At 59.9% G+C, this 24,431-nt stretch carries 17 protein-coding genes, 1 tRNA gene and 3 pseudogenes; 6 read left to right on the top strand and 15 right to left on the bottom strand.

The features are described from left to right. Window positions 1–389: 389 nt before the first annotated feature. The 3 genes from ACX3M4_RS13215 to ACX3M4_RS13205 all read right to left on the bottom strand — a co-directional run bounded on the left by ACX3M4_RS13215 (window position 390) and on the right by ACX3M4_RS13205 (window position 4,563). On the bottom strand, window positions 390–2,585 hold the full coding sequence (locus tag ACX3M4_RS13215; RefSeq protein ID WP_459359015.1) for a hypothetical protein: 2,196 nt from the start codon (window positions 2,583–2,585) through the stop codon (window positions 390–392). A 142-nt stretch (window positions 2,586–2,727) separates the two neighbouring features. Further along, complete coding sequence (gene queG / locus ACX3M4_RS13210; RefSeq protein WP_459359014.1) at window positions 2,728–3,861, bottom strand: tRNA epoxyqueuosine(34) reductase QueG; 1,134 nt, start codon at window positions 3,859–3,861, stop codon at window positions 2,728–2,730. A 9-nt stretch (window positions 3,862–3,870) separates the two neighbouring features. Beyond that, window positions 3,871–4,563 carry a glutathione S-transferase family protein gene (locus ACX3M4_RS13205; protein WP_459359013.1) on the bottom strand — a complete coding sequence of 231 codons (693 nt, stop codon included), beginning with the start codon at window positions 4,561–4,563 and terminating at the stop codon, window positions 3,871–3,873. 239 nt (window positions 4,564–4,802) lie between these two features. Here ACX3M4_RS13205 and ACX3M4_RS13200 point away from each other — a divergent pair, with 239 nt between their 5' ends. Next, window positions 4,803–5,609 (top strand): undecaprenyl-diphosphate phosphatase, encoded by an 807-nt coding sequence (locus ACX3M4_RS13200; RefSeq protein ID WP_459359012.1) that lies wholly within the window; start codon window positions 4,803–4,805, stop codon window positions 5,607–5,609. 276 nt (window positions 5,610–5,885) lie between these two features. Here ACX3M4_RS13200 and ACX3M4_RS13195 read toward each other — a convergent pair whose 3' ends face one another. Continuing rightward, entirely contained in the window at window positions 5,886–6,914 is a 1,029-nt protein-coding gene (locus ACX3M4_RS13195; RefSeq protein ID WP_459359011.1) for a helix-turn-helix transcriptional regulator, read from the bottom strand. 149 nt (window positions 6,915–7,063) lie between these two features. Here ACX3M4_RS13195 and ACX3M4_RS13190 point away from each other — a divergent pair, with 149 nt between their 5' ends. Further along, entirely contained in the window at window positions 7,064–7,300 is a 237-nt protein-coding gene (locus tag ACX3M4_RS13190) for a DUF1127 domain-containing protein (protein ID WP_459359010.1), read from the top strand. Window positions 7,301–7,332: 32 nt separating this feature from the next. Here ACX3M4_RS13190 and ACX3M4_RS13185 read toward each other — a convergent pair whose 3' ends face one another. After that, window positions 7,333–8,595: an MFS transporter gene (locus ACX3M4_RS13185; protein WP_459359009.1), complete on the bottom strand. Its 1,263-nt coding sequence runs from the start codon at window positions 8,593–8,595 to the stop codon at window positions 7,333–7,335. A 457-nt stretch (window positions 8,596–9,052) separates the two neighbouring features. Continuing rightward, window positions 9,053–10,027 carry a complex I NDUFA9 subunit family protein gene (locus ACX3M4_RS13180; protein WP_459359008.1) on the bottom strand — a complete coding sequence of 325 codons (975 nt, stop codon included), beginning with the start codon at window positions 10,025–10,027 and terminating at the stop codon, window positions 9,053–9,055. Window positions 10,028–10,238: 211 nt separating this feature from the next. Between ACX3M4_RS13180 and ACX3M4_RS13175 the strand changes: the two genes are divergently transcribed. Beyond that, window positions 10,239–10,325: transfer RNA gene (locus tag ACX3M4_RS13175), tRNA-Leu, on the top strand. A 402-nt stretch (window positions 10,326–10,727) separates the two neighbouring features. Continuing rightward, window positions 10,728–12,743 carry a putative bifunctional diguanylate cyclase/phosphodiesterase gene (locus ACX3M4_RS13170; protein ID WP_459359007.1) on the top strand — a complete coding sequence of 672 codons (2,016 nt, stop codon included), beginning with the start codon at window positions 10,728–10,730 and terminating at the stop codon, window positions 12,741–12,743. A 163-nt stretch (window positions 12,744–12,906) separates the two neighbouring features. Here ACX3M4_RS13170 and ACX3M4_RS13165 read toward each other — a convergent pair whose 3' ends face one another. The 4 genes and pseudogenes from ACX3M4_RS13165 to ACX3M4_RS13150 form a co-directional block, all read right to left on the bottom strand. Then, entirely contained in the window at window positions 12,907–13,251 is a 345-nt protein-coding gene (locus ACX3M4_RS13165) for a DMT family transporter (RefSeq protein WP_459359006.1), read from the bottom strand. Window positions 13,252–13,427: 176 nt separating this feature from the next. Beyond that, the gene (locus ACX3M4_RS13160; RefSeq protein WP_459359005.1) at window positions 13,428–13,709 is read right to left on the bottom strand and encodes a hypothetical protein; all 282 of its coding nucleotides are present in this window, start codon (window positions 13,707–13,709) and stop codon (window positions 13,428–13,430) included. Between the two features lie 160 nt (window positions 13,710–13,869). Continuing rightward, window positions 13,870–15,093, bottom strand: a complete 1,224-nt coding sequence (locus tag ACX3M4_RS13155) for a tyrosine-type recombinase/integrase (RefSeq protein WP_459359004.1) — start codon at window positions 15,091–15,093, stop codon at window positions 13,870–13,872. 152 nt (window positions 15,094–15,245) lie between these two features. Then, a pseudogene (locus ACX3M4_RS13150) lies at window positions 15,246–15,467 on the bottom strand (transposase domain-containing protein); the annotation flags it as partial. A 306-nt stretch (window positions 15,468–15,773) separates the two neighbouring features. Here ACX3M4_RS13150 and ACX3M4_RS13145 point away from each other — a divergent pair. Together ACX3M4_RS13145 and ACX3M4_RS13140 are read left to right on the top strand one after the other, a co-directional pair. Continuing rightward, entirely contained in the window at window positions 15,774–15,953 is a 180-nt protein-coding gene (locus tag ACX3M4_RS13145; RefSeq protein WP_459356458.1) for a hypothetical protein, read from the top strand. Beyond that, window positions 15,940–18,012 (top strand): recombinase family protein, encoded by a 2,073-nt coding sequence (locus ACX3M4_RS13140; protein ID WP_459359421.1) that lies wholly within the window; start codon window positions 15,940–15,942, stop codon window positions 18,010–18,012. The genes ACX3M4_RS13145 and ACX3M4_RS13140 overlap by 14 nt, the downstream gene beginning before the upstream one ends. Window positions 18,013–18,036: 24 nt before the next feature. Here ACX3M4_RS13140 and tnpC read toward each other — a convergent pair. The 5 genes and pseudogenes from tnpC to ACX3M4_RS13115 all read right to left on the bottom strand — a co-directional run. Then, a pseudogene (gene tnpC, locus ACX3M4_RS13135) lies at window positions 18,037–19,422 on the bottom strand (IS66 family transposase); the annotation flags it as partial. 54 nt (window positions 19,423–19,476) lie between these two features. Beyond that, window positions 19,477–19,758 (bottom strand): annotated as a pseudogene (gene tnpB / locus ACX3M4_RS13130) (IS66 family insertion sequence element accessory protein TnpB); the annotation flags it as partial. 230 nt (window positions 19,759–19,988) lie between these two features. Beyond that, a complete protein-coding gene (locus ACX3M4_RS13125) occupies window positions 19,989–20,249 on the bottom strand; it encodes a transposase (protein WP_459359003.1) in 261 nt (86 codons plus the stop codon). A 105-nt stretch (window positions 20,250–20,354) separates the two neighbouring features. Continuing rightward, entirely contained in the window at window positions 20,355–20,657 is a 303-nt protein-coding gene (locus ACX3M4_RS13120) for a transposase (RefSeq protein ID WP_459359002.1), read from the bottom strand. Between the two features lie 142 nt (window positions 20,658–20,799). Next, window positions 20,800–24,198 (bottom strand): VWA domain-containing protein, encoded by a 3,399-nt coding sequence (locus tag ACX3M4_RS13115; protein WP_459359001.1) that lies wholly within the window; start codon window positions 24,196–24,198, stop codon window positions 20,800–20,802. Window positions 24,199–24,431 lie beyond the last annotated feature (233 nt).

Genomic DNA, 24,431 nt, shown 5'->3' with positions numbered 1-24,431 from the left:
CATGATGCGGCTGTTTCCATGATCAATGCGAAGATTGAAACGCGGCGTCGCGAGGATGGGGCGAAGGCGTTTCTGCATGCTTAGGTGCGGGGTTCTTCCCGGCGAAAGGGTAACAAATACTGGTCTTGGTTTTATGCGTCAGGAGGATCGACTGGGAGTGAAGCGATCGATGAGGATCCGAAGAAAAATCTGTCGACGGACGGTTCCGATCCTAAACGGTGATAAAGGGGAAGTAGCATTTTTTGCATGCTACAGTTTGTAATAAAGGATGCCCGAACCCCGAAAGTCCTGTGAGACCAAGGGGTTCGGGTTGAAGTTAAACTATGCACCCACATTTACATTTAGGGCTGAACCACTGACCGCCCCTTTTTTCTTCGAAGCCCTGAGCCTCAGTTCGCAACAACCTTCACTGCCAGCAGGTCCGGCAGGGTCTGCGGGGCGGCCATCGAGCCGAGGATCTGCGCCAGCGGCACCGGCTTTTGCGGGGTCAGGGTGATCTTCAGTTCACCCGGATTTTGCAGGAACTTGGAAGCCGCCTCGTTCACCATGCTGGTGAAGGCTTCGTTCTGGATCGGTGCGGTCATCTGCACGGCCTGCGCCACCAGTGCTTCCCGGAAGACGTTTTCCGGAATGCCCTGGGCTTCGGCGACATGGGCGAGGCCCTTGGCGGCAAGGCCTGCGTCCTTGAAGGTCAGGGAGGCATCGACGAACTGGGCGACAACCAGCGCCATCTGGCCCTGGTTCTCCGGGTCCTCAAAGAGGCCCTTCGGAACATTGGCCAGATGTGCGGTGAGTTCCGCCCGGCCGAGGCCTTCGATATCCACCATCATGCGTTCCAGGCGCAGGTCCAAAGTGGCTTCGTCCCAATAGAGCCGGGTCTCGTCCGACACCACGATTTCTTCCAGGCCGATTGCCGCCAGCAGGGCTTCGATCTCCGGATCCTCGATGGCACTCACCGGCATCCGCAGGCCTTCGCTCTTCATGTGGAAGCTGGTCGGCACGGGCGAGACGGTGGTGGAAACCGTCATCTCCGCCTTGCCGATCTGGGTGCGGCCCTTTTCCGGAATGGTCACGTCGAGACCTTCGATCTCATAGCCGAAGGAAAGCGGCATGAAGGCACGGGCGACGTCGAGCGGATTGTCCTCGCCAAAACTGGGGTCGGCCATCAGCGTCGAGATCATGGCACGCATGGGCGTATAGTCGGCGAACTCGATATCGCCGATCGCGCCCCAGTCGAGTTTGAGGGAGGCACCCTCCGGCAGGTCCGGCGCTTCCAGGCCGACAATCATCATCTCGCCGATGCCGTCGGAGCTGATACCGGTCATCGCCATTTCATCTATGGTGATTTCGACCGGCTCCTGCGGACCGATGGCGGGAACGCCGACCTTGATGCCGCTGACCCGGGCATCGGCGACACCCAGGGACCGGTAGAGCTGGAACACGCCTGTGATCAGCTCCTCGGGGGTGGGTTCCTTTTTGGCGAGAACATCGTCGAACAGTGCGAGAAAGTCGAAGTCTCGCTTGAGGACCGTCATCTCGTCCATGGAGACCTTGTTGACGGTGACCTCAAGCATGGCCCCGTCGCCCAGGTCCTGCGTGGACGAATAGTCGATCGCGGAGGCCGAGCCGAGCGCCACGATGGCCTCATTCGATTCCGGCACCTCCGGATCGAAAAGATCGAGCATCGCCCCCATATCCATGTCCGAATAGACGGTTTTGCCCTGGCTGGTCCGTTGCGCAACCATCCGGCCCGATGCGGGATCGATGGAATTGATGTTCTGCGTCATGCTGTCGATCGTGTATTCGCCCACATGACCGTCTTCGACATCCGCCATGCGGTAACCGTCGATTTGCGAGGTACCGGAGACAACCAGCGCTTCCTTGCCGTCCGTCTCTGCATAGGCTTCGAAGGTCAGGCCAAAATTGTCGACCTTGACCTCGTCATAGGAGGTAAGGACCAACGCCCTGGCGAAGGGCAGCCAGCGGCTCACCTGGTGCGCCGGGTCTTCCTCCGGGATTTCCGGCATGGTGAAGCTGTAATTCGCGGCAAGGATGCCCTTGAGGCGGCCGTCGATTTTCATCCGGCCCTTGCCTTCAGCCGAGCCGGTGACCACGATCTGCGCGTCGTCCGAATAGGTCCAGCTGGCGGCTTCGAAATCCCCGTCCTCATGTGAAAGGCCGGTGACGGTCATGGTGCCGCTGGAGAAGGTGAACGCATAGTCGAGATCCGTCAGTTTCGGTGGCTCGGCCTGCGTTGCCCCGTCGCTGGATCCGTCACCCGATCCGTCATTTGCAGCGCTTTCTCCCGGATCGTCTGCGGGAAAATCCTCGATGGTGCCGCTGAAGGTCATCTCGATGTCGGAGACGGTCAGCGTGTCATTGCCCTCGTTATAATCGACCGAGCCGGTTTCGATCTGGAACCCCAGAGCCTCCAGTCCGTCGACATAGGCCTCAAAGGCGGTTTCGCCGGTGTCCTGTGCAAAGGCGCTGCCGGAAACGAGCGCCAGGGCGGTGCTGAGGAAAAACAGCCTGGCACGTGTCCTGGCTGGAGTAGGGAAAGACGGGGAGTGAGGCTGCGAAAACAATGTCTTGGCTCCAAATCGGATCATCGGTATCGACCTGCTGAAATAGGGTCGGTCCCGATATAGGTGGACATCTGTGGCCAGTCCATGACTATGAACCAAACTCATGACAACGTCGAATCGGGAAATGAGATCCTGAGCCGTGTCAGGCCTGCCACTCCTGCAGGACGCTGCCGTCGGTCTCCTGCGCCAATGCAAGCGACCTGCGGGAGTGGAACTCTTCCAGCCCGGACAGCTGGCGAAACGCCCACACGGCCGTGCCGCGGACGACGGGCTCCGGATCGGAAAGCAACGTCTTTACCCGGTCCAGCAGCTCCGGCGCGCCGGAATTTCCGGCGGCGATCAGGACGTTGCGCAGGAACCGTCCCCGTCCGATGCGCTTGACGGGAGACCCGGCAAAGAGTTTCCGGAAGGCGGCATCGTCCAGGGTGAGGAGGTCGGCAAGCGGCGGGTTGATCAGGTCTTTGCGCGCAACAAGCTTTGCCTCGCTGGCGGCTTGCGCGAACTTGTTCCAGGGGCAGGCGGCCAGGCAATCGTCGCAGCCATAGATGCGGTTGCCGATCGCCTGGCGGAACTCCGACGGAACGAGGCCGGGATGCTCGATCGTCAGGTAGGAAATGCAGCGCCTTGCATCCAGTTGATAGGGCGCCGGAAAGGCATCGGTCGGGCAGGCGTCGAGACAAGCGCGGCAGGAGCCGCAATGGTCGTGTTCCGCGCCGCTTGGCGGCAACTCCAGTGTCGTGAAGATCGACCCCAGGAAAAACCAGGACCCGAGTTCGCGCGAGACCAGATTGGTGTGCTTGCCCTGCCAGCCGAGACCGGCGGCCTCTCCCAGCGGTTTTTCCATCACCGGGGCCGTGTCGACGAACACCTTCACATCGCCGCCCGCGCGTTTGATCAGGAAACTCGCCAGCTCCTTCAGCCGGCCCTTGATGATGTCGTGATAATCCCGGTGACGCGCATAGACGGAGATGCCGCCAAGGGTTCCGTCCTTCAGATGGGCGAGTGGATGATGCTCCGGCGCGTCATCTGGCCCGTAATTCATGGCCAGCATGATGACCGAGCGGACTTCGGGCCACAGGCCTTCGGGCGACGAACGCCTTTCCACCGTCTCGGCCATCCAGTCCATGGTGCCGTGGTAACCCTTGTCCAGAAAGACCTGCAAGCGTCCGCCGGCGGACGGAATGCTGCCGGCGGCGGCAATCTTGATACCGTCGAAACCGAGCGCACGCGCCTTTTCCTCAAAGGCAGTCAGCAGCTTTTGTGTCTTGGGCTCCAAGAGGTACCGTTAAAAATCCAGATCCGCATAGGTCTGTGCGGGCGGCATGCCCAGCACCTTTTCACCGAGGAGCGGACGCATGGACGGGCGCGATTTGACGCGCGCATACCAGCCCCGGATGTCTTCTTCCGCGCTCCACGGCACTTCGCCCAGATAATCGGCGCAGGAGAGGGCGGCGGCAAGGGCAAAATCGGCGAAGGTCAGACGGTCGCCGGCGACCCAGCGGCGGGAGACGACCAGATAGCCGAAGTATTTCAGATGATGGTGGATATTGGCGCGGGCAACGCGCAGCGCGGCCGAGTCCGGTTCCCCGCCTCCAGTCGATTTCGGCATGATCTGCTTGTAGATACGCTCGCGCACCAGATGGCCGATGACCTCCTGGTCGAACTTGCCGAGGCTCCATTCGACAAGGCGGCGCGTTTCCGCGCGGGCGTCCGGATGGTCCGGCATCAACCTCCGGTCTGCGACGGCATAGCCGCGGGTCTCGTCCAGATACTCCATGATCGGACCCGGACCGCAGATGGCCGGACCTTCGTTTTCCACCATCACCGGCACCGTGCCGGCGGCGTTCAGCATCAGGAGCGCCTGCGGCCGCTCCCAGGGGTTCACGATGTGCTCCTCGAAGGCAGCACCGTATTCGCTCAGGATGAGACGGATGAACCTGGACGATGGCGAGAACGGATGGTGATAAAGCGTCAGCATTTAGCGGATAAGAGCCTGAACTGTGGCAAGACTAGGTCAATGACGAAAGTTGGAACGTCGGAGTGTCGGATCTCGATTGCGGTGAGTTTGCCCCGAATATGGTTATCAAGGGTTTGACGCCACCCCACCGCTTCGTCAAATAGGCGGCGGTCCGGGGTGGCCCCTGAGTCGCCCTTCAAGTCGCGACACATACTTGGTCTGGCTGGAATTCTTCAAGCCAAATGCAGACGGGATACACAATGGACGGCCAAACGATTGTAAACGCTCTAATTTTGGGGATCGTCGAAGGGCTGACCGAATTCATTCCCGTCTCTTCCACCGGCCATATCCTGTTGCTCGGCCACTTTCTCGGCTTCGACAGCACCGGCAAGACTTTCGAGGTGCTGATCCAGCTCGGTGCCATTCTGGCGATCCTGTCGGTCTATTTCTCCCGTCTTTGGACCCTCGCGATCTCCCTGCCGAGCGATTCCTCGAGTCGGCGATTTGTCGCAGGCATCCTCATCGCCTTCCTGCCCGCCGCCGTTATCGGCGTGCTGCTGCACGGCTTCATCAAGGAAGTGCTGTTCGAGACCCCGGCGTTGATCTGCACCACGCTTCTCGTCGGCGGCATCATTCTTTTGTGGATCGACCGCCTGCCGCTGAAGCCGCGCTACACCAACGTGATGGATTATCCGCTGTCATTGTGCCTGAAAATCGGCGTCTGCCAGTGCCTGGCCATGGTGCCCGGCGTGTCGCGCTCCGGCGCCACCATTGCCGGTGCCTTGCTGATGGGCACGGACAAGCGCTCCGCGGCGGAGTTTTCCTTCTTCCTCGCCATGCCCACCATGGCCGGCGCCTTCGCCTACGATCTCTACAAGAACCGCAACGTGCTTTCGGCCGATGACGCCATGCTGATCGGCATCGGTTTCGTCGCCTCCTTCATTGCCGGTGTCTTCGTGGTTCGTGGCCTGCTCGACTTCGTCTCCCGCCACGGCTTCGCCCCCTTCGCCTGGTGGCGCATCGGCGTCGGCATCGCTGGATTCGCGGGGCTTTATTTCCTGGGGTGAGGGGCCTGAGCTAGAGTAGGCGACACCACGTTCACCTCCATCTCCGTCATCCCGGACAAGTGAGACGCAAGTCGAACGCTGATCCGGGATCCAGATATATTTCGCGCGGAAGCGCGTCCAATTCCCTTTAAGTAGTGTTCGCTCCGCTCACGCTGAAATGCTGGGTTCCGGATCGGCGCGCAGCGTTGCTGCGCTTGTCCGGAATGACGGTGCGGAGGAGGGCTGTTGGCAAGCCGGAATGCCAGAGGGGAGGAGGAGCCATCCCCGACCTCCACCTTACGCCGACCGGTCCAGTCTTGCCTGTTCGCCATAAAGCCCGGCAAGTGCCTCCAGCTCTGTCGCCAGTTCCCGGCGCAGGTTCTCAGGTCCCACCAGTTCCGCACCGGGGCCAAGCCAGCGGACCAGCGGCAGGATGCGGGCCCGGTCCGTGGAGGGAATGCTGACCATCACCTTGCCGTCGCCCGCGGGCGTAAAGATCGCGTGACGATAGTACCAGTCGGCGCTGAGGCGCTTGGCCTGGGCCGGGGTGATCAGGATTTCGGCAATCGCCTCTTCCTGCTCCCAGCGGCGCATGGCGTTGGAGAGCCAGGCGCCTCCCAGAAGGCTCTTGATCGAAAACTCCCTGTCCGGGCGGAAGAACAGCCCGCTGATCTCGAGCCCGCGCACCCGATCCGCCCGGTAGACCTTCAGCGTGTCGGTATCGACGCAGCGCCCAGCGAGATACCACAGGTCCCGGTCGAACATGACGCCATAGGGTTCGACATCATGTGCTTTAATGGTGTCGCGCACCGGATTGACGTGGTCGAAGCGCACGCGCTTGCTGTCGAGGATGCCGGCCATGAAACCGTCCAGCGCCTTCTGCCAGTCGCCCGTCGCCTCCGCCTTGGTACCGGCATGGAAGATGTCCGGCGGGATCGGTTCGATGCCGACGATGCGGTCGGCTTCCATCAACAGCCCGTGCACGGTTTTCGGCAGGGATGCGAGCAGCTTCTTTTCCGCCGAATTCAGATCTGCCGCCAGCGGTACGGTGCGGCTGGAACGCACCAGCGCCATCGCCGCCAGCAGAGCGGCGGTCTCGTTGCGGGTCAGCGCCACCGGCGGCTGGATATAGCCGCTGGCGAGGCGATAGCCGCCTTCCGCGCCGCGTTCCGCATCGACCGGCACGCCAAGCGCGATCAGCCGGTCGATGTCGCGGTAGATGGTCCTGAGCGACACCTGGAAGCGTTCGGCCAGGACGGTCGCGGGCACCAGCTTGCCGCCGGTCAACAGGAGGAGAATACCGAGCGCACGTTCAATCGGGTTCATGGGAATCGGTCCGGGACGGGTGGCTGTCGAAAAAAAATCATACCCCGTGAACAGAACGGGATCAAACATGACTCACAGCTGTCAGGATTGAATTGCCATTCTCTTCTCATGCCCGGGACAAACGGGTTGCCAACCCACGGAGAAGAGAGATGAGCCTTGAGATCGACACCGTTTTTCGCAGCCGTGCACACAGCCGCGGCCTTCTGCTTACTGCCCTTCGCGTATTTGCCGGTGAGTTCCGGCAGTATCTTCGCCGCAGGGAGACCAATCGCGCTCTTTCTCGCCTGAGCGAGAGCGAGCTGAAGGATATCGGCCTGCAGCGCACCGAAATCGGCTATCGCGAAATGCACGAAGACCGCATCAAGCTGGGGCCGCGCAATGCGTGACCCCCTTCGGCGGCTGGCAGTCCTCCCCTCTGTCAGCCGCCGGACCGGCGCGTCAGCGCCTTGATCTCCGGCTTGTTCCACGCCAGGAACATGACCAGCAGAGCCACAAGCGACGCCAGGATCACGCCGTAGAACGGCAGGTCCAGATTTAGGCCGATCAGCTCACCGCCCAGGAGCGAGATCACCCCGGCCACCAGCGTGAAGACGGCGATCGTCACCCCCATCACCCAGCCCTGTTCCTTGTCGCTGACCGCCCCGGCATAAAGGCCGAGGAAGGTCGGATAGGCGATGCCGAAGACGAAATAGAAGCAGAACACCGGGATATAGGTCAAAAGCGCGTTGGGCGCGGCAATGAAGGCTGCCGCCGACAGGGCCCAGACCGTGAAGGTGATCCCCAGGATGGCTTCCTTCGTGAACCGCTTTTGCGCCGGCACCACCAGGAAGGTGCTGGAAAAGGCGAGCGCGACGCCGATGGTCAGCATCACCATGGAGCCGCCGAGCGTGCCATAGCCGAAGCGGCTGGTGAGGTAATTGTCGACGAAGATGTAGAAACTCAAATTGGCGATGTGGAAGAAGAAGAAAACGGCCGTCAGCCGCATCACCTTCGGGTATTTCCGGATCCGCCACAAAAGCTCGAAGATCTCGGAGGGACGGAACACGAATTGCTGCCGTTCCGCGATGGCGTCCTTGCGGTCTTCGAACGCGAACACCACCAGCACGATGGCAATCGCCACCAGCACGAAGCAGGCATAGAAGGGCAGCTTGATGCTGGCAAGGCTCCCGAGGATCACCGGGTCGGAGAGAAGCCCGCCGAGCAGCGGCCCGCCGACGAGGCCGAAGCTGACGCCGGTGATGATATAGCCCATGTTGCGGTTGCGGTCCTCGTCGTCGGTCGAACCGTCGATCATCGCCGCCTGGGCAATCGGCTGGTTTCCGGCCGTCAGCCCGGTGATCGCGCGGCCCAGGATCAAGAGGACAAAGCTGTTGAGATAGAGCGCTGCAATGGTCAGCGCATAACCGCCGAGGGCGCCGAACAGGCAGATCAGAATGGCGTTCTTGCGCCCGATCACGTCCGACAGCTTGGAAATATAGGGCGCGCCGAAGAACCAGCAGAGGAAGAAGACACCGATGATGAGGCCATAGTCGAAATGGCGCATGGCCTCGGAGGTCGTCTCCGGCAGCATCGAGGCGCTCGGCTCCATCACCAGGGAATTGATGATCGGAAAGACCAGCCCCTGGCCGAGCAGATCGACAAAGACCACGAAAAGCAGCGTTACCTTGGCAAGAAATGACATCGGCGCCTCCCATCCCGGTTCGAGCCTAGGCGAAGCATCCGATAGCAGCAACGAAAAGCTGTGGCGGGGAAGGCACTTGGTCGGGAGGCGAGGCTGCCGGCAAGTGTCCACCATGTCTCCTCACACCCGTCCACCATCTCCCCGGTCTGCTCAGCGTGGTGGGGGGATCGCGCGTCATTACGGCTTGCGCCGTTCACCCCCGCCCCTAGCCCCTCCCCACAAGGGGGAGGGGGACTATGCCTTGCCTGTTGTGAGGTAGTGCCCTCTGCCCTGAACGCTGCAGACCGGATTTAGCGAGCTCAGAGTTGCCAAAACCGCAGTCGGATTCCCCTCCCCCTTGTGGGGAGGGGCTAGGGGTGGGGGTAACGGCGCAGGCCTAAGAACACCGCTGATTCCGGTAGGACAAAACAAAACGGGCCCCGCAGGGCCCGTCCGAATTCCGTCTCGCAAATGCGGCTTACGCCGTCCGGTGGGCGTCGTACTGTCCGTGTTCGCGATAGCGGTCGAGATAGGTCGGCAGCACGGCGGCGAGGGTCGCCGGCTTCACGCCGAGGCCTTCCAGGGTACGGCCGTCCTTCTTTGCAGTCTCCGAGACGACGTTGTCGGTCTTCAGAAGCTCGACCTGGTCGGCGGTGAAAGGCGCATAGGGGAAGAGCTGCAGGACCTTGCCCATGGCCGAGGCGACCGGGAAGGGAAGCGGCAGCAGCACGCGCTGGCGGCGGGTGACGGCAAGCGTCTCGTCCAGGCATTCCTTGAAGCTTTTGACTTCCGGTCCGCCGAGCTCATAGGTTGCGCCCGCATTCAGCTGGCCGTCTACGGCACGGGCAACCGCCTCGGCGACGTCGCAGACATAGACCGGCTGGAACTTGGTGTCGCCGCCGCCGAGCAGCGGCAGCACCGGCGAGAAGCGGGCCATGTCGGCGAACTTGTTGAAGAAGCCGTCTTCCGGGCCGAACACGATGGAGGGGCGCAGGATGACGCTGCCCGGCAGCGTTTCCAGGACGGCCGCTTCGCCGACAGCCTTTGAGCGGGCATAGGCGGACGTGCTTTCCGCGTTGGCGCCGATGGCGGAAATATGCGTGATCCGGTCGATGCCGGCTGCACGCGCCGCTTCGGCAATGGCACGCGGACCGAAGGCCTGCACGGCGTCGAAGCTCTGCTTGCCGGAGGGAGCGAGGATGCCGACCGCATTGACGACGGCGTCCGCGCCGATCACGGCCCGGTCGACCGACCAGCGGTAGCGCAGGTTCGCCTGAACCGGCATGATCTGGCCGACGGCGCCGAGCGGCTGCAGGTGCCAGGCAAGATCCGGCCGGCGCACTGCCGCGCGCACGCGGTAGCCGCGCCGGGCGAGGGCCTGGACGATATGGCGGCCGAGGAAACCGGAGCCGCCGAAAACCGTGACGAGTTTGCCGTTAAGTTCTGTGGACATCCGAAAAGGCCTTCTGTCGGTCCAAAAGGGTGTGGCCCTGCAATTCTGTGAGGCCGGTCTTGGCTGTTTCTTAGCCCTTTGCGGCGGGCCTGTGAAGGCCCCTCTTGGGCCCCCTGTGAAAGCCTCGGTGCACAGGAACAAAAATCGGATAAAAAAAGTGTCACAGAGCGATTGACAAGCCCCGGAACCACCCTTACAAGCCCCCCTCACAGCCCAGGTGGCGGAACTGGTAGACGCGCTAGCTTCAGGTGCTAGTGCCCGAAAGGGCGTGGAGGTTCGAGTCCTCTCCTGGGCACCAAAACATAATCTTGGATCATCCAGTTCGATCCGAGACACCAAAAAAAGCTCCGGATTTCCGGAGCTTTTTTTGTTTCTGTGGCACTCCTTAGGGTACCAAATGCCCGATGGTCGGTTCGCGGGGAACACTGCTTCCTTCGGAAAGCTGCGCTCTGGAGGTGCAGGAGGGTGGCCGCCCGGGTGGGGTTGTGCTGCCTCCATTATACAACATTCACGCGGTCAATTTATTCGTAACTTCTACATGTTATCTGCAAGGAAGTTGTAAGGGTTTTTACGGATATCTCCGAACATGACCACCGTTCTTGGTTGCATTCTTTTTCAGCATAATATTGCGCTTGTGGTTCTTGCCGCGATTGTCTGTTTGTGCGGTTCGGCCGTCACGTTGCGATTGTTGAGGCGAGGCGTGCGTGCGCGTGGAACGCAGCGTCTCGGCTGGCAGTTTCTGGCAGCGGTTGCCGGCGGTGGGGGTGTCTGGGCCACCCATTTCGTTGCAATGCTGGCGTTCGAACCCAATGCAGCCGTCTCCTTCGATCCGGTATTGACCCTGCTGTCGCTGGTGATCGCAATGGGCGGGCTCTTTGTCAGTTTCCTGCTGAGCGGGATTGGCCGCAACAAGGTTTTTGCCGGAATGGGCGGTGCGTTTGCGGGCCTTTCGTTTGCGGCCATGCATTATAGCGGAATGCTGGCCTATCGAGTTGTCGGCCTCGTGGAATGGCAGTTCGGATACATTCTGGCTTCCGTCATTATTGCGGTGATTTTCACCGCTGTTGCCGTTTCCCTCATCTGGCGCACTTACCTCGGGACGAGGCTTTACTGGGTGTCCGTAGCCTTGATGGTGACAGGTATCGTGAGTTTGCATTTCACCGGTATGACGGCGTTTCGGATTACGCCGATGTCGCAGAATTTTCCGCAGGTGGATACGCAAGCCATCATAGCGCTCGCGCTGGCCATCGCCGTTGTCGCGCTCATCGTCGTGGGAACCGGACTGACGAGCTTCCTGATTGACACGAATGCGCGGGCGATTTCCAGAAGGCAACTTCATCATGTCGCCTCGCACGACGCCCTGACCGGCCTGCCGAATCGTTCCAGTTTTCAGGCGCATCTGACCCAGCTCCTTGCCGATGGGCTTGCCGCGGACAGGAAGCTGGCCGTGATCGGCATCGATCTCAACCGGTTCAAGGAAATCAACGATACCTTCGGACATGCGGCCGGCGACGAAGTCCTGCGCATTCTTGCCCGGCGGATGGAGCAGTGCCTGAGGGACGATGAATTCATCGCCCGCCTGGGCGGAGATGAATTCGCAGCCATCAAGCCGTTCGCGAACAGAAGTGAAATCTTTGACTTCGCCGGGCGGATCGAAGGCATCTTCAGCCGCCCTCTGAAGGTCGGAGCGATGGAGAATGTCGTCGGGGCGAGCCTTGGGGCGGCGGTCTGGCCAGACGATGCAAGGAGCGCGGACGAACTCGTCAACAACGCCGATCTCGCCATGTATCATGCGAAGCACGCCTTTCTTGAGACGATCTGCTTCTACGATGCCAAGATCGGCGCATCGGTGCGCAATCGGCGGCAACTCGCGGAAGATCTGCGGCAGGCCCTTGAACGGGGCGAGCTTGAAGTCCACTACCAGGTGCAGATGTCGCTTGATCCCAAGCGAAACATCCTGGGGTATGAAGCATTGGTGCGCTGGACGCATCCCGTGATCGGGCCAATCTCGCCTGCCGAGTTCATCCCCGTCGCCGAGGAAAACGGCCTCATTGCACCGCTTGGGGCCTGGGTGCTTCATCAGGCTTGCGAGGACGCAGCCAAATGGGACCCGGAATACAAGGTTGCGGTCAACGTATCCGCTGTCCAGTTCATGGATTCGAACCTGCCCCGCCTCGTTCACGAAGCACTGGTAAAAACCGGGCTTTCGCCGCGGCGGCTGGAGCTTGAACTGACCGAAACCGCCCTTGTCAAAGACAAGGTCCGTTCCCTGCACATCATGCGCCAGATAAAGGACCTGGGTGTCGGCCTGGCGCTGGATGATTTCGGCACCGGTTACTCCTCGCTCGAAACGCTGCGGACTTTCCCGTTCGACAAGATCAAGCTCGACCGTGCATTCGTTGGGGGCATGGAACAGGATCGCCAGTCGAAGGCCATCGTCCGGGCGGTGCTGGCTCTGGGGAAAAGCCTCGATATACCTGTTCTTGCTGAAGGGATCGAAACACCCGAGCAGATGTCGGCGCTGCAGCAGGAAGGGTGCGACGAAGGACAGGGTTTCCTACTGGGGCGCCCCGCGCAAGTGGACGATCTCGGCCAAAATGGCGGTCCGAAGCGAAAAGGCCGTCAGCACGATGAGCCGATTGTCAGGGAAGCGAAGGAAACCCGCCAGTCTGAACCGGTGGCACCTCCTGCTGCCGCGGCAGCAGCCATAAGCTGACAAGTTGCGGATCACCGGCTAAATCGGCGATTTTCAATTAAAACGCCCGGGCGGCTTCAGGCCGCAAGCCGGGCGCAGGGGGGTGATCCCGGTCTTCGATGGGGTATGCCTGAAGCCGTCGGCCAACGATCCCTTCAGCCTGTGAAGGCACATCGGCACGCCATCAGGTGCCGGGACTGAACATCTGGGCAGCTGAACCGGACAACTTCATGAGCAGGATGCCTGCCATGATCAGCAGCGCCGCAATCAGCCGTATTGGCGTTAACGCTTCGCCCAGCACCAGGACGCCAATCGAAAAAGCGCCTATGGCACCAATTCCGGTCCAAACCGTATAGGCAGTGCCAAGTGGGAGTGATCGCATTGAGATCGAGAGAAGGGCGAAACTCGCGATCATTGTAACGACGGTGATCGTGCTGGGCACGATGAGCGTGAACCCTGCGGACTTCTTCATGAAGAACGCCCAAATGATTTCCAGGACACCGGCAAGAACGAGATAGATCCAGGCCACGGTATGACTTTCCAATTTCGTCCCGGGCCGTCCCGGGATTTGAATGGAAAGCACGGGTCGTCCCGCACGAGGCTCAGATGGTGACGATGCGACCGCCGGTCAACAGCCTTCACACCTGCCGGTATCGCAGGCAGCGACCAGGCAGGTGGCAACGGCATGGGCGGATCTTTGATCCATCAGGCGTTTGCACCGTGTTTTGGACGGATGCTCCAGGAGGTTCCAAGCACACACGAGAGCAGGACAGCGGTGAGGAGCGCCAACGGGCTTCCCGCCACGACTAGGGCTGTGCCTGCCGCGCAAGCTATGGACGACGCAGCCTCCGCCAGCGTCGAGGCCTTCGAAGCGACCTGCCGGCGCCGGAAGGTGGTGCGCTTGGCTTGTGCGCGAAACCAGAGCTGGACCAGGATTGCACATGCCGCCGCGACCATTGCGCCGGCGAAGGCGCAAGGCTCGCCCATTCGAGCACGCGGGCAGCTTGGACATGTCGGTCGTCGTGTCGCTCGGCGAAGGCAACAAAGCTCTTCAACAGCGTGTTCTGGACGCGGAACCTGTAGCCCAGCCTATGCTGCAGTTCCACATAGCGTGCGAGATCCTGGCTCAGCATGACGCACTCCCCGGCTAGGGCTGGGTAACCCGAAGCAACATGTCGACGTCAACCTTCGCGTAATGGGCGGTGGTGTCGACCGACCGATGGCGCAGCACGGTTCCAATCATGTCCAGCATGGCGCCGGCCCGCAGCATGCTTGTAGCTGCCGAGTGCCGCAGAAGATGGGCGCCTCGGGAGGGAGCGTGGTCGATGCCGGCCCTCGCGAGCGCAAGGCTGACGATGCTCGAGACACTCGCGCTCACCAACGGCCGAAACGGTGCAACAGTCCGCAGGAAGATCTGCTCACAGGCTGCAGGCGGACGGGTGTCTCGCAGATAATCGATAATCGCGTCGCCAGCATCCTGAGGCAGCGGAAGCCGGACCTCGCGACGTCCTTTACCGTGAACGCGCAAGGTTCCCTCGCTCCAGTCAATATCGTTGAGGCGCATGCCTGAAATGTCGCTGGCGCGTAGGCCGAGTCGTGCAAGTAGCAGAAGCACCGCGCGGTCGCGGATGCCCATTGGCGTCGTTACGTCGCACGACGCAATGACCCGCTCGACTTCCGCTGTTGAGATGCAGCGCAGCAAGGCCGACAACCGCCATAGCGGAACCGTCGGGATCGCATGATCAAGGCCCGGTTGGCACAGGCCTTGGGTTGCCAAATATCTGAGGTAGCCTCGTAACGCCATCGTCATCGTCTTGAGGTTTGCCGGCGAATTGCGCTGCGCTTCCCCCAGGATCGCTTGCCGAATGAGACCGGCATCGTAGTGTCTTGGATCGGGACCCAAAGCGGGAAGCAGCCGCATCACCATCCGGCCATGGCGACCGATTGTACGCTCAGAAATGCCCCGGTGCCGTCTCAGCCAAATCTGGAATGCAAGAACTTGGTCGTCGTGGGCACGCGGCTCATCCTGCGTCAATGGCATTACGACCCCGCATTCCGCCAGAAAGCTTACGAACCGCCGCGTCCGGTTCACGTATTTGGCGGACAGGCGATCGGCTCGTCGGACGCCGGCGCAGCGGCATCGATGTCGCGCAAAGCGGCGAACCGTATCCTCGTTGATCTCCGCGACAGCGATCTTGGTGCTTTGCAGCCAATGTCCGAAGTGACGGGCCGAAGCTTCGTAGCCTGACACCGTCAAGCGGGTGTGTCCCAGGCTCGACAATCGGCTCGTGAACGCTTCCACGAACGGTCGCAAGGCGCCAGGGTCCATCAATCGCGTACATTCGAGCAGAACTTCCTTCGACTTTGACAATGTGGTCTCCTCCCGAGATAAAATGACGTCGAGAGACGACAACATTTATGCCGAGCAAGAAAGTGGATTGAGCGTAAGCGCTCATTTCCCTGCACGTTGACGCTGGCGATTTCGACGGATTGCCTTGCGACAGAGGAAGGCATCGTATCGGCTCAGACGGCCGTGGTTTTGGGGAAGTTGAAGGGCAGCAGATCGTTGATGTCGGCGTCGCTGGCGCGCTGAGGCAATTCGGTGAGGACGTGGCGCAACCACGCTAACGGCTCGACGCCGCAAGCCCGGCAGGTCAACATCAGGCTGTAGGCAACGGCGCTGGCCCTGGCTCCCTCGACAGTGTCGCTGAACAGCCAACTCTTCCTGCCGGTGCCCATCACCCGTTCATTCTGCCCATGTCGGCGAAGAGTGGGAAGTTCATTATCGTTGGCATCCCTATTTCGGTCAGAAGGTTATCGTGCGGCAGGTAGAGCAGCGGGCCACTGGTCAGTTTCTCAAAATAGAAGGACCGTCTGGCATTGTTGTCTCCGTTCCTGGCTGGATGGTGGATCCCCTCGTCTGCGCCGACATGAGAATTGGCCAGCCACAGGTTGATCTTGCAGCGCTGTCGGATCTCAAGAGGCTGGTCACGCCGTCTGCTGCTCCCGCACACTCCCAGAGCGAAAATGGAATCGCAAGGGAGAAAGTCGATGAAGCAGCACAACGCGCCCGCGCCGACTGCGGGAAGGCAGATGAGCATGATGTTCGAGCCCTGCAAGGTGGACGGGATGAACGAGGCGGAGCGGACGGAGGTCGTAACCGCGCTTGCGCAAGTTCTGATGCAGGCAGCCGGCCTCATCGTGGAGGATCTCGATGATGACCGGCGTTGAATTGATCCCCACGCAACTCCTGAAGCGCAAAGCCGTCGTTTATGTGCGGCAATCGACGCAGTCCCAGGTCATGACCAACCTGGAGAGCCAGCGGCGGCAATACGACCTCGTCAACATTGCCCGCCAGCACGGATTCATCGACGTTGAGGTTATCGATGACGATCTCGGGCGATCCGCGAGCGGGACAGTGGCGCGCCCCGGTTTTGATCGTCTGGTGGCATGGCTGTGTGCAGGCAAAGTGGGCGCTGTTTTGTGCCAGGATGCGTCAAGGCTCGCGCGAAATGGCCGTGACTGGCACCATCTTCTGGAGTTGTGCGGACTCGTTGAAGCCCGTGTCCTTGACCACGACGGCATATACAATCCCAGCCAACCCAATGATCGTCTGCTCTTGGGTATGAAAGGCAGCATCAGCGAGTTCGAGCTCGGCGTGCTCAGGACGCGGATGCTGGATGCCGCCAGGTCGAAGGCGCGCCGGGGCGAACTACGCTTATCAGTCCCATTCGGTTACATCTGGCACCGCGAAGCGGGTCTGGGGCTCGATCCTGATCTACGCTTGCAGGAGGTGATCCGGCTCATATTCGCCCGCTTCGGGGAGTTGGGCAGCGCGCGCCAGGTGTTGTTATCGATGACGGCTGACCAAATCCACTTCCCTCGACCTTCGGATGAGGGTCGTATGACCAGCTTTACCTGGTTGCCGATCCGCTATCGCAACGTGATATCCGTTCTCAAAAATCCGTTTTACGCAGGCGTTTATGTTTACGGGAAAAGCGAGAAACGGACCTCCATCGTCGATGGGCGCGCGCGGCGGAGCTATGGCCACCGCAAGCCGGTTGGGACCTGGGAAGTGTTTATCAAGGATCATCACGAAGGGTACATCAGCTGGGACGAATACGAACGAAACCAAAAACAGTTGGCGCTCAACAACTACGGTCGCGCCGACGGTGTGAAATCGGGCCGCGGAGGCCGAGCTTTGCTCTCAGGCATCCTTACATGTGGCCGGTGTGGCCGGCGGCTGACCGTTACCTATACAGGGAACCCGCAAAGTCGGCCGGTCTATCGCTGCGACAAGCCCAACCTGATGATGGGCTTGCCCAGGTGCATGACCTTCGGTGGGCCCCGGGCGGATGCGGCTGTTGCGCGTGAACTGCTGCGCGCGGTAGAACCCTTGGCGATCGAGGCTGCGTTTGAGGCGGAGCGGATGCACCGGGAACGACAAGATGATCAACGCCAGATCCTCGATCTGGAACTTCGGCAAGCGCGCTACGACGCCAATCTCGCCGAGCGCCGCTACGCAGCCTGTGATCCCGACAATCGTCTAATCGCCGCCCAGTTGGAGAAAAACTGGGAAATAGCGTTACGCCGTGTGCGAGATCTTGAAGCACGCAAGCCGGCCGAAAACTCATCGACCATCGAGGTTGACCCAAGCGCTTTTGCCAACATGGCGGAAAACCTGTCCGCAGCCTGGAACGCCCCCGATGTCACAATGCGTGCCCGTCAGCAGCTGCTACGGACTTTAATCGCCGACATCATCGTCGATGTCGACGATACGGTGCGCGACATTGTCCTTACGATCCACTGGCGAGGTGGCCAGCATTCAGAGTTGCGCGTTCGCAAACCCCAACCGGGAGAGCATGGTTGCGCGACAACTGACGATGCGTTGGCAGTGATGCGCAGCATGGCTGGCCGTTGGTCTGACGAGCATATCGCCGCGTCGCTTAATCGTATGGGTTTGCCTACTGGCCAGGGCAAGACGTGGACGGCGCACCGTGTCTCATCGGTTCGACGGGTTCGCGGCATCCACGCCTACCGTTCTGCCGAAAAAGGTGGCGACTGGCTCACCATGAGTGAAGCCGCAAGGGCTTTAGGCGTGACACACCACGCCGTACGGCGACTTATCAAGACCGGTATTCTTCCAGCTGTGCAGGTCGTGCCGGGCGCGCCGTATCAAATTCGCGCTGACGACCTGGCGTCGGAGTCCGTCAAAACTGCGATAGCCCGAAAGGGTCGCCCGTGTCGCAAACTCGACGCGGACACACTTCCAATGTTTACAGACACTTGAATATGGAGTGCATAATGAAACACGCGTCGCAAAGATTCTGATGTCGCGTTCCAGAAGGTTGTTGTCTATCGGCATCCTGCCGTCCTCGGTGTAGCGCGTCAGATAGTCCCATTGGTTCAGCGTATAGGAGACGGCATCGCCGAGCTTGCTGTCCGGCAAGACCTTCGGAGCGATCGCGTCGAGCCATTCCTTGAGGGCGTTCAGGACGGGGACGCTGTGCTGCTGACGAAAGCGGCAAATGCAGTGATCTCGCGTTTCCCCCTTGTTCGGCTTTTCGTTTCGCGCTTGGCCTTCAACCCGGTAGAGCTGTTCGAAGAACTTGAGCGCCTGCTCCGGCGGCCCGCCGGGTTTGTTTCTCGTCTTGAGCGCATTGACAAAGCGCCGTCTTGAATGAGCCCTGCATCCAAGGTGGGTGGCGCTCTCCAGCGTGCGCCAAGCGGAATAACCGTCGCTCATCAACAGGCCGCGATAGTCGCCGAGAAAGGCCTGCGGGTAGATCTGGCCGCGGCCCGGCTGATAGTCGAGCAGCACGATCGGCTCGTCGCTGTCCTCGCCGCTCCGATAAGCCCACATGTACGATGTGCTGGTGGCTTGCTTGTCCTTTTCCTTCAGCACCTGGACCGTCGTCTCGTCGCCATGGATGAGGGACTGCGATCTGAGCCGCAGCTTCAGCGCGTCATAGATGCGGGCGAGATGCCTCTCGCTCGAACCGATCACCCAGTGGCCGAGAGCACCACGGCTGACAGGAACGCCCGCACGCTCGAAGGTCTGAGCTAAGCGGTAGAGCGGCGTGCCATCGACGTATTTGTGAACCAGGGCGAAGGCCAGCGTCGAGGCCGTGGCGATACTGCCCGGCAACGGTTGCACGGGCATCGGCGCGGTCACGACCGGCGTGTTGATGCCGGTGCGGTCGCAATGGCGGCAAGCATATTTGAACCGCACATTCTGCAAGACCTTCGCCTTCACCTCGATATGAAGCTGCTCGGTAACCGTCTCGCCCATGCGATGCATCTGGCCATGACAGCACGGGCAGGCCTTCTAATCGTCGGGTAGGTCATATTCGACGCGCTCGCGCGGCAGGTTTTCCGGCAGCGGCTTGCGGCCGCGCTTCTTGCCTTCCGGTTTGTCCGCAGACGGCAATCCGGTGTCCGGCAGGTCAACAACAGCGCCATCTTCGCCGTCGGCTTCGTCCTCGGCTGCAACCTGCTCGGCTTCATTGAAGACCCTATCAGCACGCTTTTCGCTACGCGGCTCAAACCGATGCAGCCGAGCAAGCGCCAGCTCTTCCTCGAGTTTGACGACGCGCTGCGAGAGCGCTTCTTTCTCCGCTTTCAACGCGGCGATTTCGGCGGCATTGGCGGCCAACTGCGCCATCAGTTCTTCAACAGTCGGTTTGCCGGTTCGATTCATCGGATTCTTGAATCTGAACCGCCCGGCTGCGTCAACCGCGGAATGCGAGAACCTTCAACCAGCGACCTGGTAGTGCCGCACTGGATGGCGGACCATTGCATCGATATCGATGCCGTCGAGGATCCAGTGCAATTGTTCGCTCGTCAGCCGCACCACCGTATCCTGGCGCCGGGGCCAACGGAACTTGTCCTCGCTCAGCTGCTTGTAAGCCATGACCAGGCCGGTGCCGTCAAAATACAGGAGCTTCAAGCGGTCGGCTCGCCTGGACCGGAACACAAAAACCGTGCCGGTGAACGGGTCCTTGCGCAAAACGGACTGGACCAGGGCGCTTAGCCCATCATGTCCTTTTCAGAAGTCGACTGGCTTTGTCGCCACGAGGATACGCACCCGGCCTCTCGGCGAATGTACCATTCGCCTGTCAGCCAATGGTATCGAGGGGAAAATCATGATCCACGCCCAAGAGCGCGCACGATCCCAGCAATCCTGTCCGGGCTCACGGAAGCTTCCAGCCGGATTATGGTTCCGCCGTAAATGATCTCCACCGCGGCCAGCGGCTTCGCATCCTCTTAAACGGGCGCCGGAGACGGTTCCAGAACGGCCGGTACAAACTCCGCTCCCGGAAGATCCGGCACCACAAGTTTGCCCTCCCGCGCCAAACGCCGCCATGCCGAGAGATGGTTGGGCTTCATGCCGACACGCCGGGCGACCTCGTTCACTGTCACCTCGGGAAGATAGGTCTCCGCGACAAGCTGCCCCTTCACTTCATTGGGCCAACGGCGCATTCCCGTGTCGCGCGGCAAAATCTCATAACCGCATACGGACTCCATATGGAGCTCTCTATGGACTCCCAAACCTGCCTCCATCCCCAAATCGACAATGGGTATGGATTCCAGCATCACGACGGGAGCGAACAGGTGGGATCCAGCCGCCGCTTACATAAGGATCTCAGGGCGTTCCGTTTCAACGGCAGTTTCTGGTTCACCCGGCGCCGCGACAATCATGGCCGCAAACTCCACGTCATCTTCCGGAGCGGGCAAAACCAGCTTGCCGCGCCGTGCCAGGGTTCGCCATGCCGACAGGTGGTTCGGCTTCAGACCGGAACGGCCGGCAACTTCGTTCACCGTCACGCCTGGACGCAAGCTCTCCGCAACGATCCGCGCCTTTACATCGTCTGGCCAACGGCGCGGGGTGCCAGTCTCACGCCCGTCCGTCAGAACCTCAATCGTAGTCTCCATGGAGAAACTCCCTCTCAATCCAACATGATCAGCCGATCACAGATCTTGAGAGACAGAGCAACGTGGGGACAGAACAGCGGTTACAGAGTAGCTTAATCACCTCGAAAACTATCCAACGATTGGGGAGTAGATCAGAGGCACCTCAGAAGAAGATGAAATCATCATCCATCAATTGAGCCACAGTGGTGTTTTCGATGCGCAAGGTTCCACCACCATCCCAGGTGATAAGCGTATCCGCGCCACCGCCTACGGAGATGACGGATGTCGTTGCCACTAGCCAGTCTGTGTCCGAACCGGCGCCATCGGTCAGGCCGAAGCCGGAAATGTCTAGAATATCCGCGCTGGTGTAGTCGAACAGGTGGTCGGCGCCTTGATCTGCGAAGATAACAAAGCGATCCGCGCCGGAGCCGCCGTACAGCTTGTCGTCTCCTGCGTCGAAATAGATCAGATCGCTGCCACCGCCACCGAATATGGCGTCGTTTCCCTGTCCGGAATAGAGGCGGTCGCCCCCTGAGCCGCCCGACAATATGTCGTTGCCATCACCACCATAGAGCTTGTCGTTACCATCCGCCCCGAAAATGTTGTCCGACCCAGCCTGCCCGTAGATCAGATCGTTGCCTGAACCACCATTGATGACATCGGCACCGTCGCCGGCATTGACGATATCGTTCGACGAACCGGCATAGATCTGATCGTCACCGGCTCCACCGTAGATGCGATCGAAGCCATCCCCTCCGAAGACGGTATCGTTGCCCGACCCGGCGAAAATCAGATCCTCGCCGTCACCTCCCGACAGTATGTCGTCGCCACCGCCACCCTTGAGAATGTCATTGCCATTATCGCCACGCAAAGTATCGTTGCCTTCACGACCGTCGAGCAGATCGCTCTCGTCACCGCCTTCAAGGATGTTGTCGCCTGCGCTGCCCAGAAGCGTATCACGATAAACAGTGCCGGTGACACCTTCTATCGATGATAAGTGGTCTCCATCAGCGTCACCACCGATCGCCTGTTGCGATCCAAGATTGACGACGACGCGTGCGGTCGAGCCGCTATAGTTGACTATGTCCATGCCGCCGCCGCCATCGATGACATCTTCACCTTCGCCACCATTGAGGATATCGACCCCACCGCCACCTTCCAAGCGGTCATTACCTTCGCCGCCAATCAGCGTATCGGTGCCGGTGCCGCCAAGCAATCGGTCATTGCCCGCATCGCCGATCAGCGTGTCGGCGCCACCTCCGCCCCGCAATTCATCGCTGCCTTCACCGCCGATGAGTACGTCGTCACCACTCGCCTGCGCCGAGTTGTCCAGTACGATGCTGACGGTCGCCATTGTGCTCGCCGGATCGGACGCCACCAACCGCGCCGTAATAACGTCGTCGGCGTCTACATTCAGGCCGGAGATGCTCGCCTCATAGCGCAAACCAAGTGGTGTGACTTCAAACTCGTCCGGAAATAAGGTACGAACGACGGTCCCGTTAACAAGGATTTCGAGGTGGGCGACCTCGCTCGTCTCTACCGGCGTTCCCGACAGCAAGGCCGTCAAGGTCGAGGGTGTCACGACACGTTCGGACGAGTCATTGTCAATTCCGTCATCCAACAAGTCCAACTGGTCCAGGTTCGCATTGTTACCAAGTCCGATTGCGCGGATCTCTGCGTTCAGACCATTTTCATCCAGTAGGGTCGCAACTTCATCGGCAAAAGCCGTGCTGCCACCATTATTTGCGCCGTCCGAGATGAAGAAGATGCGGTTCTCGCCCGTCCCTGCACCCTGTAGATAGCTTATAGTTTCCTGAAGCGCTGCTTCAAAATCGGTGTTGCCGCTGGCAGTGAGACTGCGCAACGTGCCGGAAACGTCGCCACTCGCAGAGCCGGAGTACACCAGGCCGGCTGCAGAGTTGAAGGTCACGATGCCGACATCGGAGCCACCTAGACCGGCGTCGATGATCGATTGGTGCACCGCTTCGAAAGCGAGAATCGTACCATCGATAAGCTCGTCGGAGCTATTGTTTCCGTTGATGTCTCCAACGGTCTCAGCTCCCGAAAATTGAGAAGCCATCGAACTCGATACGTCAACGACATAGACAATATTGAACTCGTTGCCTTGAACCGGAACGCGGCTAATGAATCCTTCGATGTCGATCGTTCCGCTGCTGGAATCCGCGGGGAGAGTGAGAGAGATCGATAATTCCTGGTCCGTTGACGGAATCGTGGTCGTGTCGAAATCTGTCTGTACTTCGTTTTCGTCACCGATGAGAATATCGTTTCCTGCACCGCCCTGCAGAATATCGTCGCCGTCTCCTCCGATAACGGTGTCATCTCCGTCCTCGGACAGGACGACATCATTTCCTCTGAGCGCTTCGATGGTGTCGTCGAGTTGCGTGCCGACAATGACGTCGTCGTTCGATGTGCCCTCTATCGTATCGCTGGAGACACCCACTTCGAAGACAGAGAGGCCGTCTTCGTTGTTGCTCGATGTCACCAGAAACACCCGATCATTGATAACCATCGTAGTGACGTCGACTGCGTTGTCGAGATTGAGTTCTACATCGTCGAAGACCGTGTCGACGACACTAAGAGAACCATCCGATCCCAGTTCGAAATAGGAAGCAGCATCGTCGTACTGACCGACTGCGGCTACAAAGCAACGTCCGTCGAACTCGAAGACATCGAGTTCTGTGACTCCATAGAGGCCAAGCTGCGCGGTATCGGCAATATTTGTGACGTTTGTCAGAGAGCCGTCGGGACGTGCTCGGAAGATGCTGATACCAGCATCCTGAAAGCCTGCGGCGATCAAATATGTCTTTCCGTCTATTCGGACGGTCTCAAGCGCATAAACGCCATTGAGTTCGTAATTGTTGTTATCGCTGTCATAGACAGCGCCGAGATGGTTTAGATTGCCTGCCGCATCAATGGAGATGACCGCGATCGCATCCTCATCGTAACTTGCGACGTAAAGCAAGGTCGTCGTGCCGAAACTGACGGAAGCGATGGATGTGGCCCCGCCCAAACCATAGGCTGTGTCATCAGCATCATCTAAGCTGGACCGTTCGGAGAGTCGTCCATCGGCGCCAATACGGAACGATGTAATGCCGTTGTCGTCGTTGCCACCCGCCACCAGGTAGAGTGCGCCGCTGACATCAATTATTGTCATCTCACCTTCAGTGCCACTGAACTCAGTAGACGCCGAATCCACCACTTCCTGTACAAAGGCAAGAGTACCGTCCGCAGCGAGCGTGAAGATCTGAATGGCATCACCATAAAACGAATTGACGTAGACATAGGTCGCCCCCCCTATCTCCGTCGTTACGATGTTTTGCGGCGAATTCATGTTGATCGCAGCATCATCGTCAAACGATGAGATGAAGGTAAGTTGCCCTCCTGGCAGAGCTTCATAAACAACAACGCTGTTGGCATTTGACGAGGCTCCGAGAACGAAGGTTCGACCGGAGATCGTAACGGTTGTCAGACCTCGAACGCCATTAAGCAAAGATGAATCATTCAAGTTGAAGCGATTAACGAGTTCGTCATGCGTGGGCATGGATTAGCACCCTCCAAAATGTGATGGACCAATAAACAAGTTTTTATGGGTTGCAACGGTCAATGAAATAATCGATATACAACCTGACTGTATAAATGCAACCTGATTGTATAAATGCGGATTTCCCATTTGTTCTTCGGTCTCCATCGTAGGCGCGAAGTGGCGGCGGGATCAAGCTTGAGCGGCGAGCGCCGAGCGCTTGTGTTAGCGATTTCATCGACGCGGAGCGTGAG

This window comes from Roseibium sp. M-1 (genome assembly GCF_054515675.1).
This window is presented reverse-complemented; position numbering and strand designations above follow the sequence as displayed.

Coding starts and splice junctions, on each gene's coding strand:
- ACX3M4_RS13160 (WP_459359005.1), bottom strand. CDS start 13,709: ATGGGCGAGCCTTGCGCCTTCGCCGGCGCAATGGTCGCGGCGGCATGT.
- ACX3M4_RS13195 (WP_459359011.1), bottom strand. CDS start 6,914: ATGAACCCGATTGAACGTGCGCTCGGTATTCTCCTCCTGTTGACCGGC.
- ACX3M4_RS13125 (WP_459359003.1), bottom strand. CDS start 20,249: ATGGAGTCCGTATGCGGTTATGAGATTTTGCCGCGCGACACGGGAATG.
- ACX3M4_RS13120 (WP_459359002.1), bottom strand. CDS start 20,657: ATGGAGACTACGATTGAGGTTCTGACGGACGGGCGTGAGACTGGCACC.
- ACX3M4_RS13145 (WP_459356458.1), top strand. CDS start 15,774: ATGAAGCAGCACAACGCGCCCGCGCCGACTGCGGGAAGGCAGATGAGC.
- ACX3M4_RS13140 (WP_459359421.1), top strand. CDS start 15,940: ATGACCGGCGTTGAATTGATCCCCACGCAACTCCTGAAGCGCAAAGCC.
- ACX3M4_RS13205 (WP_459359013.1), bottom strand. CDS start 4,563: ATGCTGACGCTTTATCACCATCCGTTCTCGCCATCGTCCAGGTTCATC.
- ACX3M4_RS13200 (WP_459359012.1), top strand. CDS start 4,803: ATGGACGGCCAAACGATTGTAAACGCTCTAATTTTGGGGATCGTCGAA.
- ACX3M4_RS13185 (WP_459359009.1), bottom strand. CDS start 8,595: ATGTCATTTCTTGCCAAGGTAACGCTGCTTTTCGTGGTCTTTGTCGAT.
- ACX3M4_RS13180 (WP_459359008.1), bottom strand. CDS start 10,027: ATGTCCACAGAACTTAACGGCAAACTCGTCACGGTTTTCGGCGGCTCC.
- ACX3M4_RS13190 (WP_459359010.1), top strand. CDS start 7,064: ATGAGCCTTGAGATCGACACCGTTTTTCGCAGCCGTGCACACAGCCGC.
- ACX3M4_RS13115 (WP_459359001.1), bottom strand. CDS start 24,198: ATGCCCACGCATGACGAACTCGTTAATCGCTTCAACTTGAATGATTCA.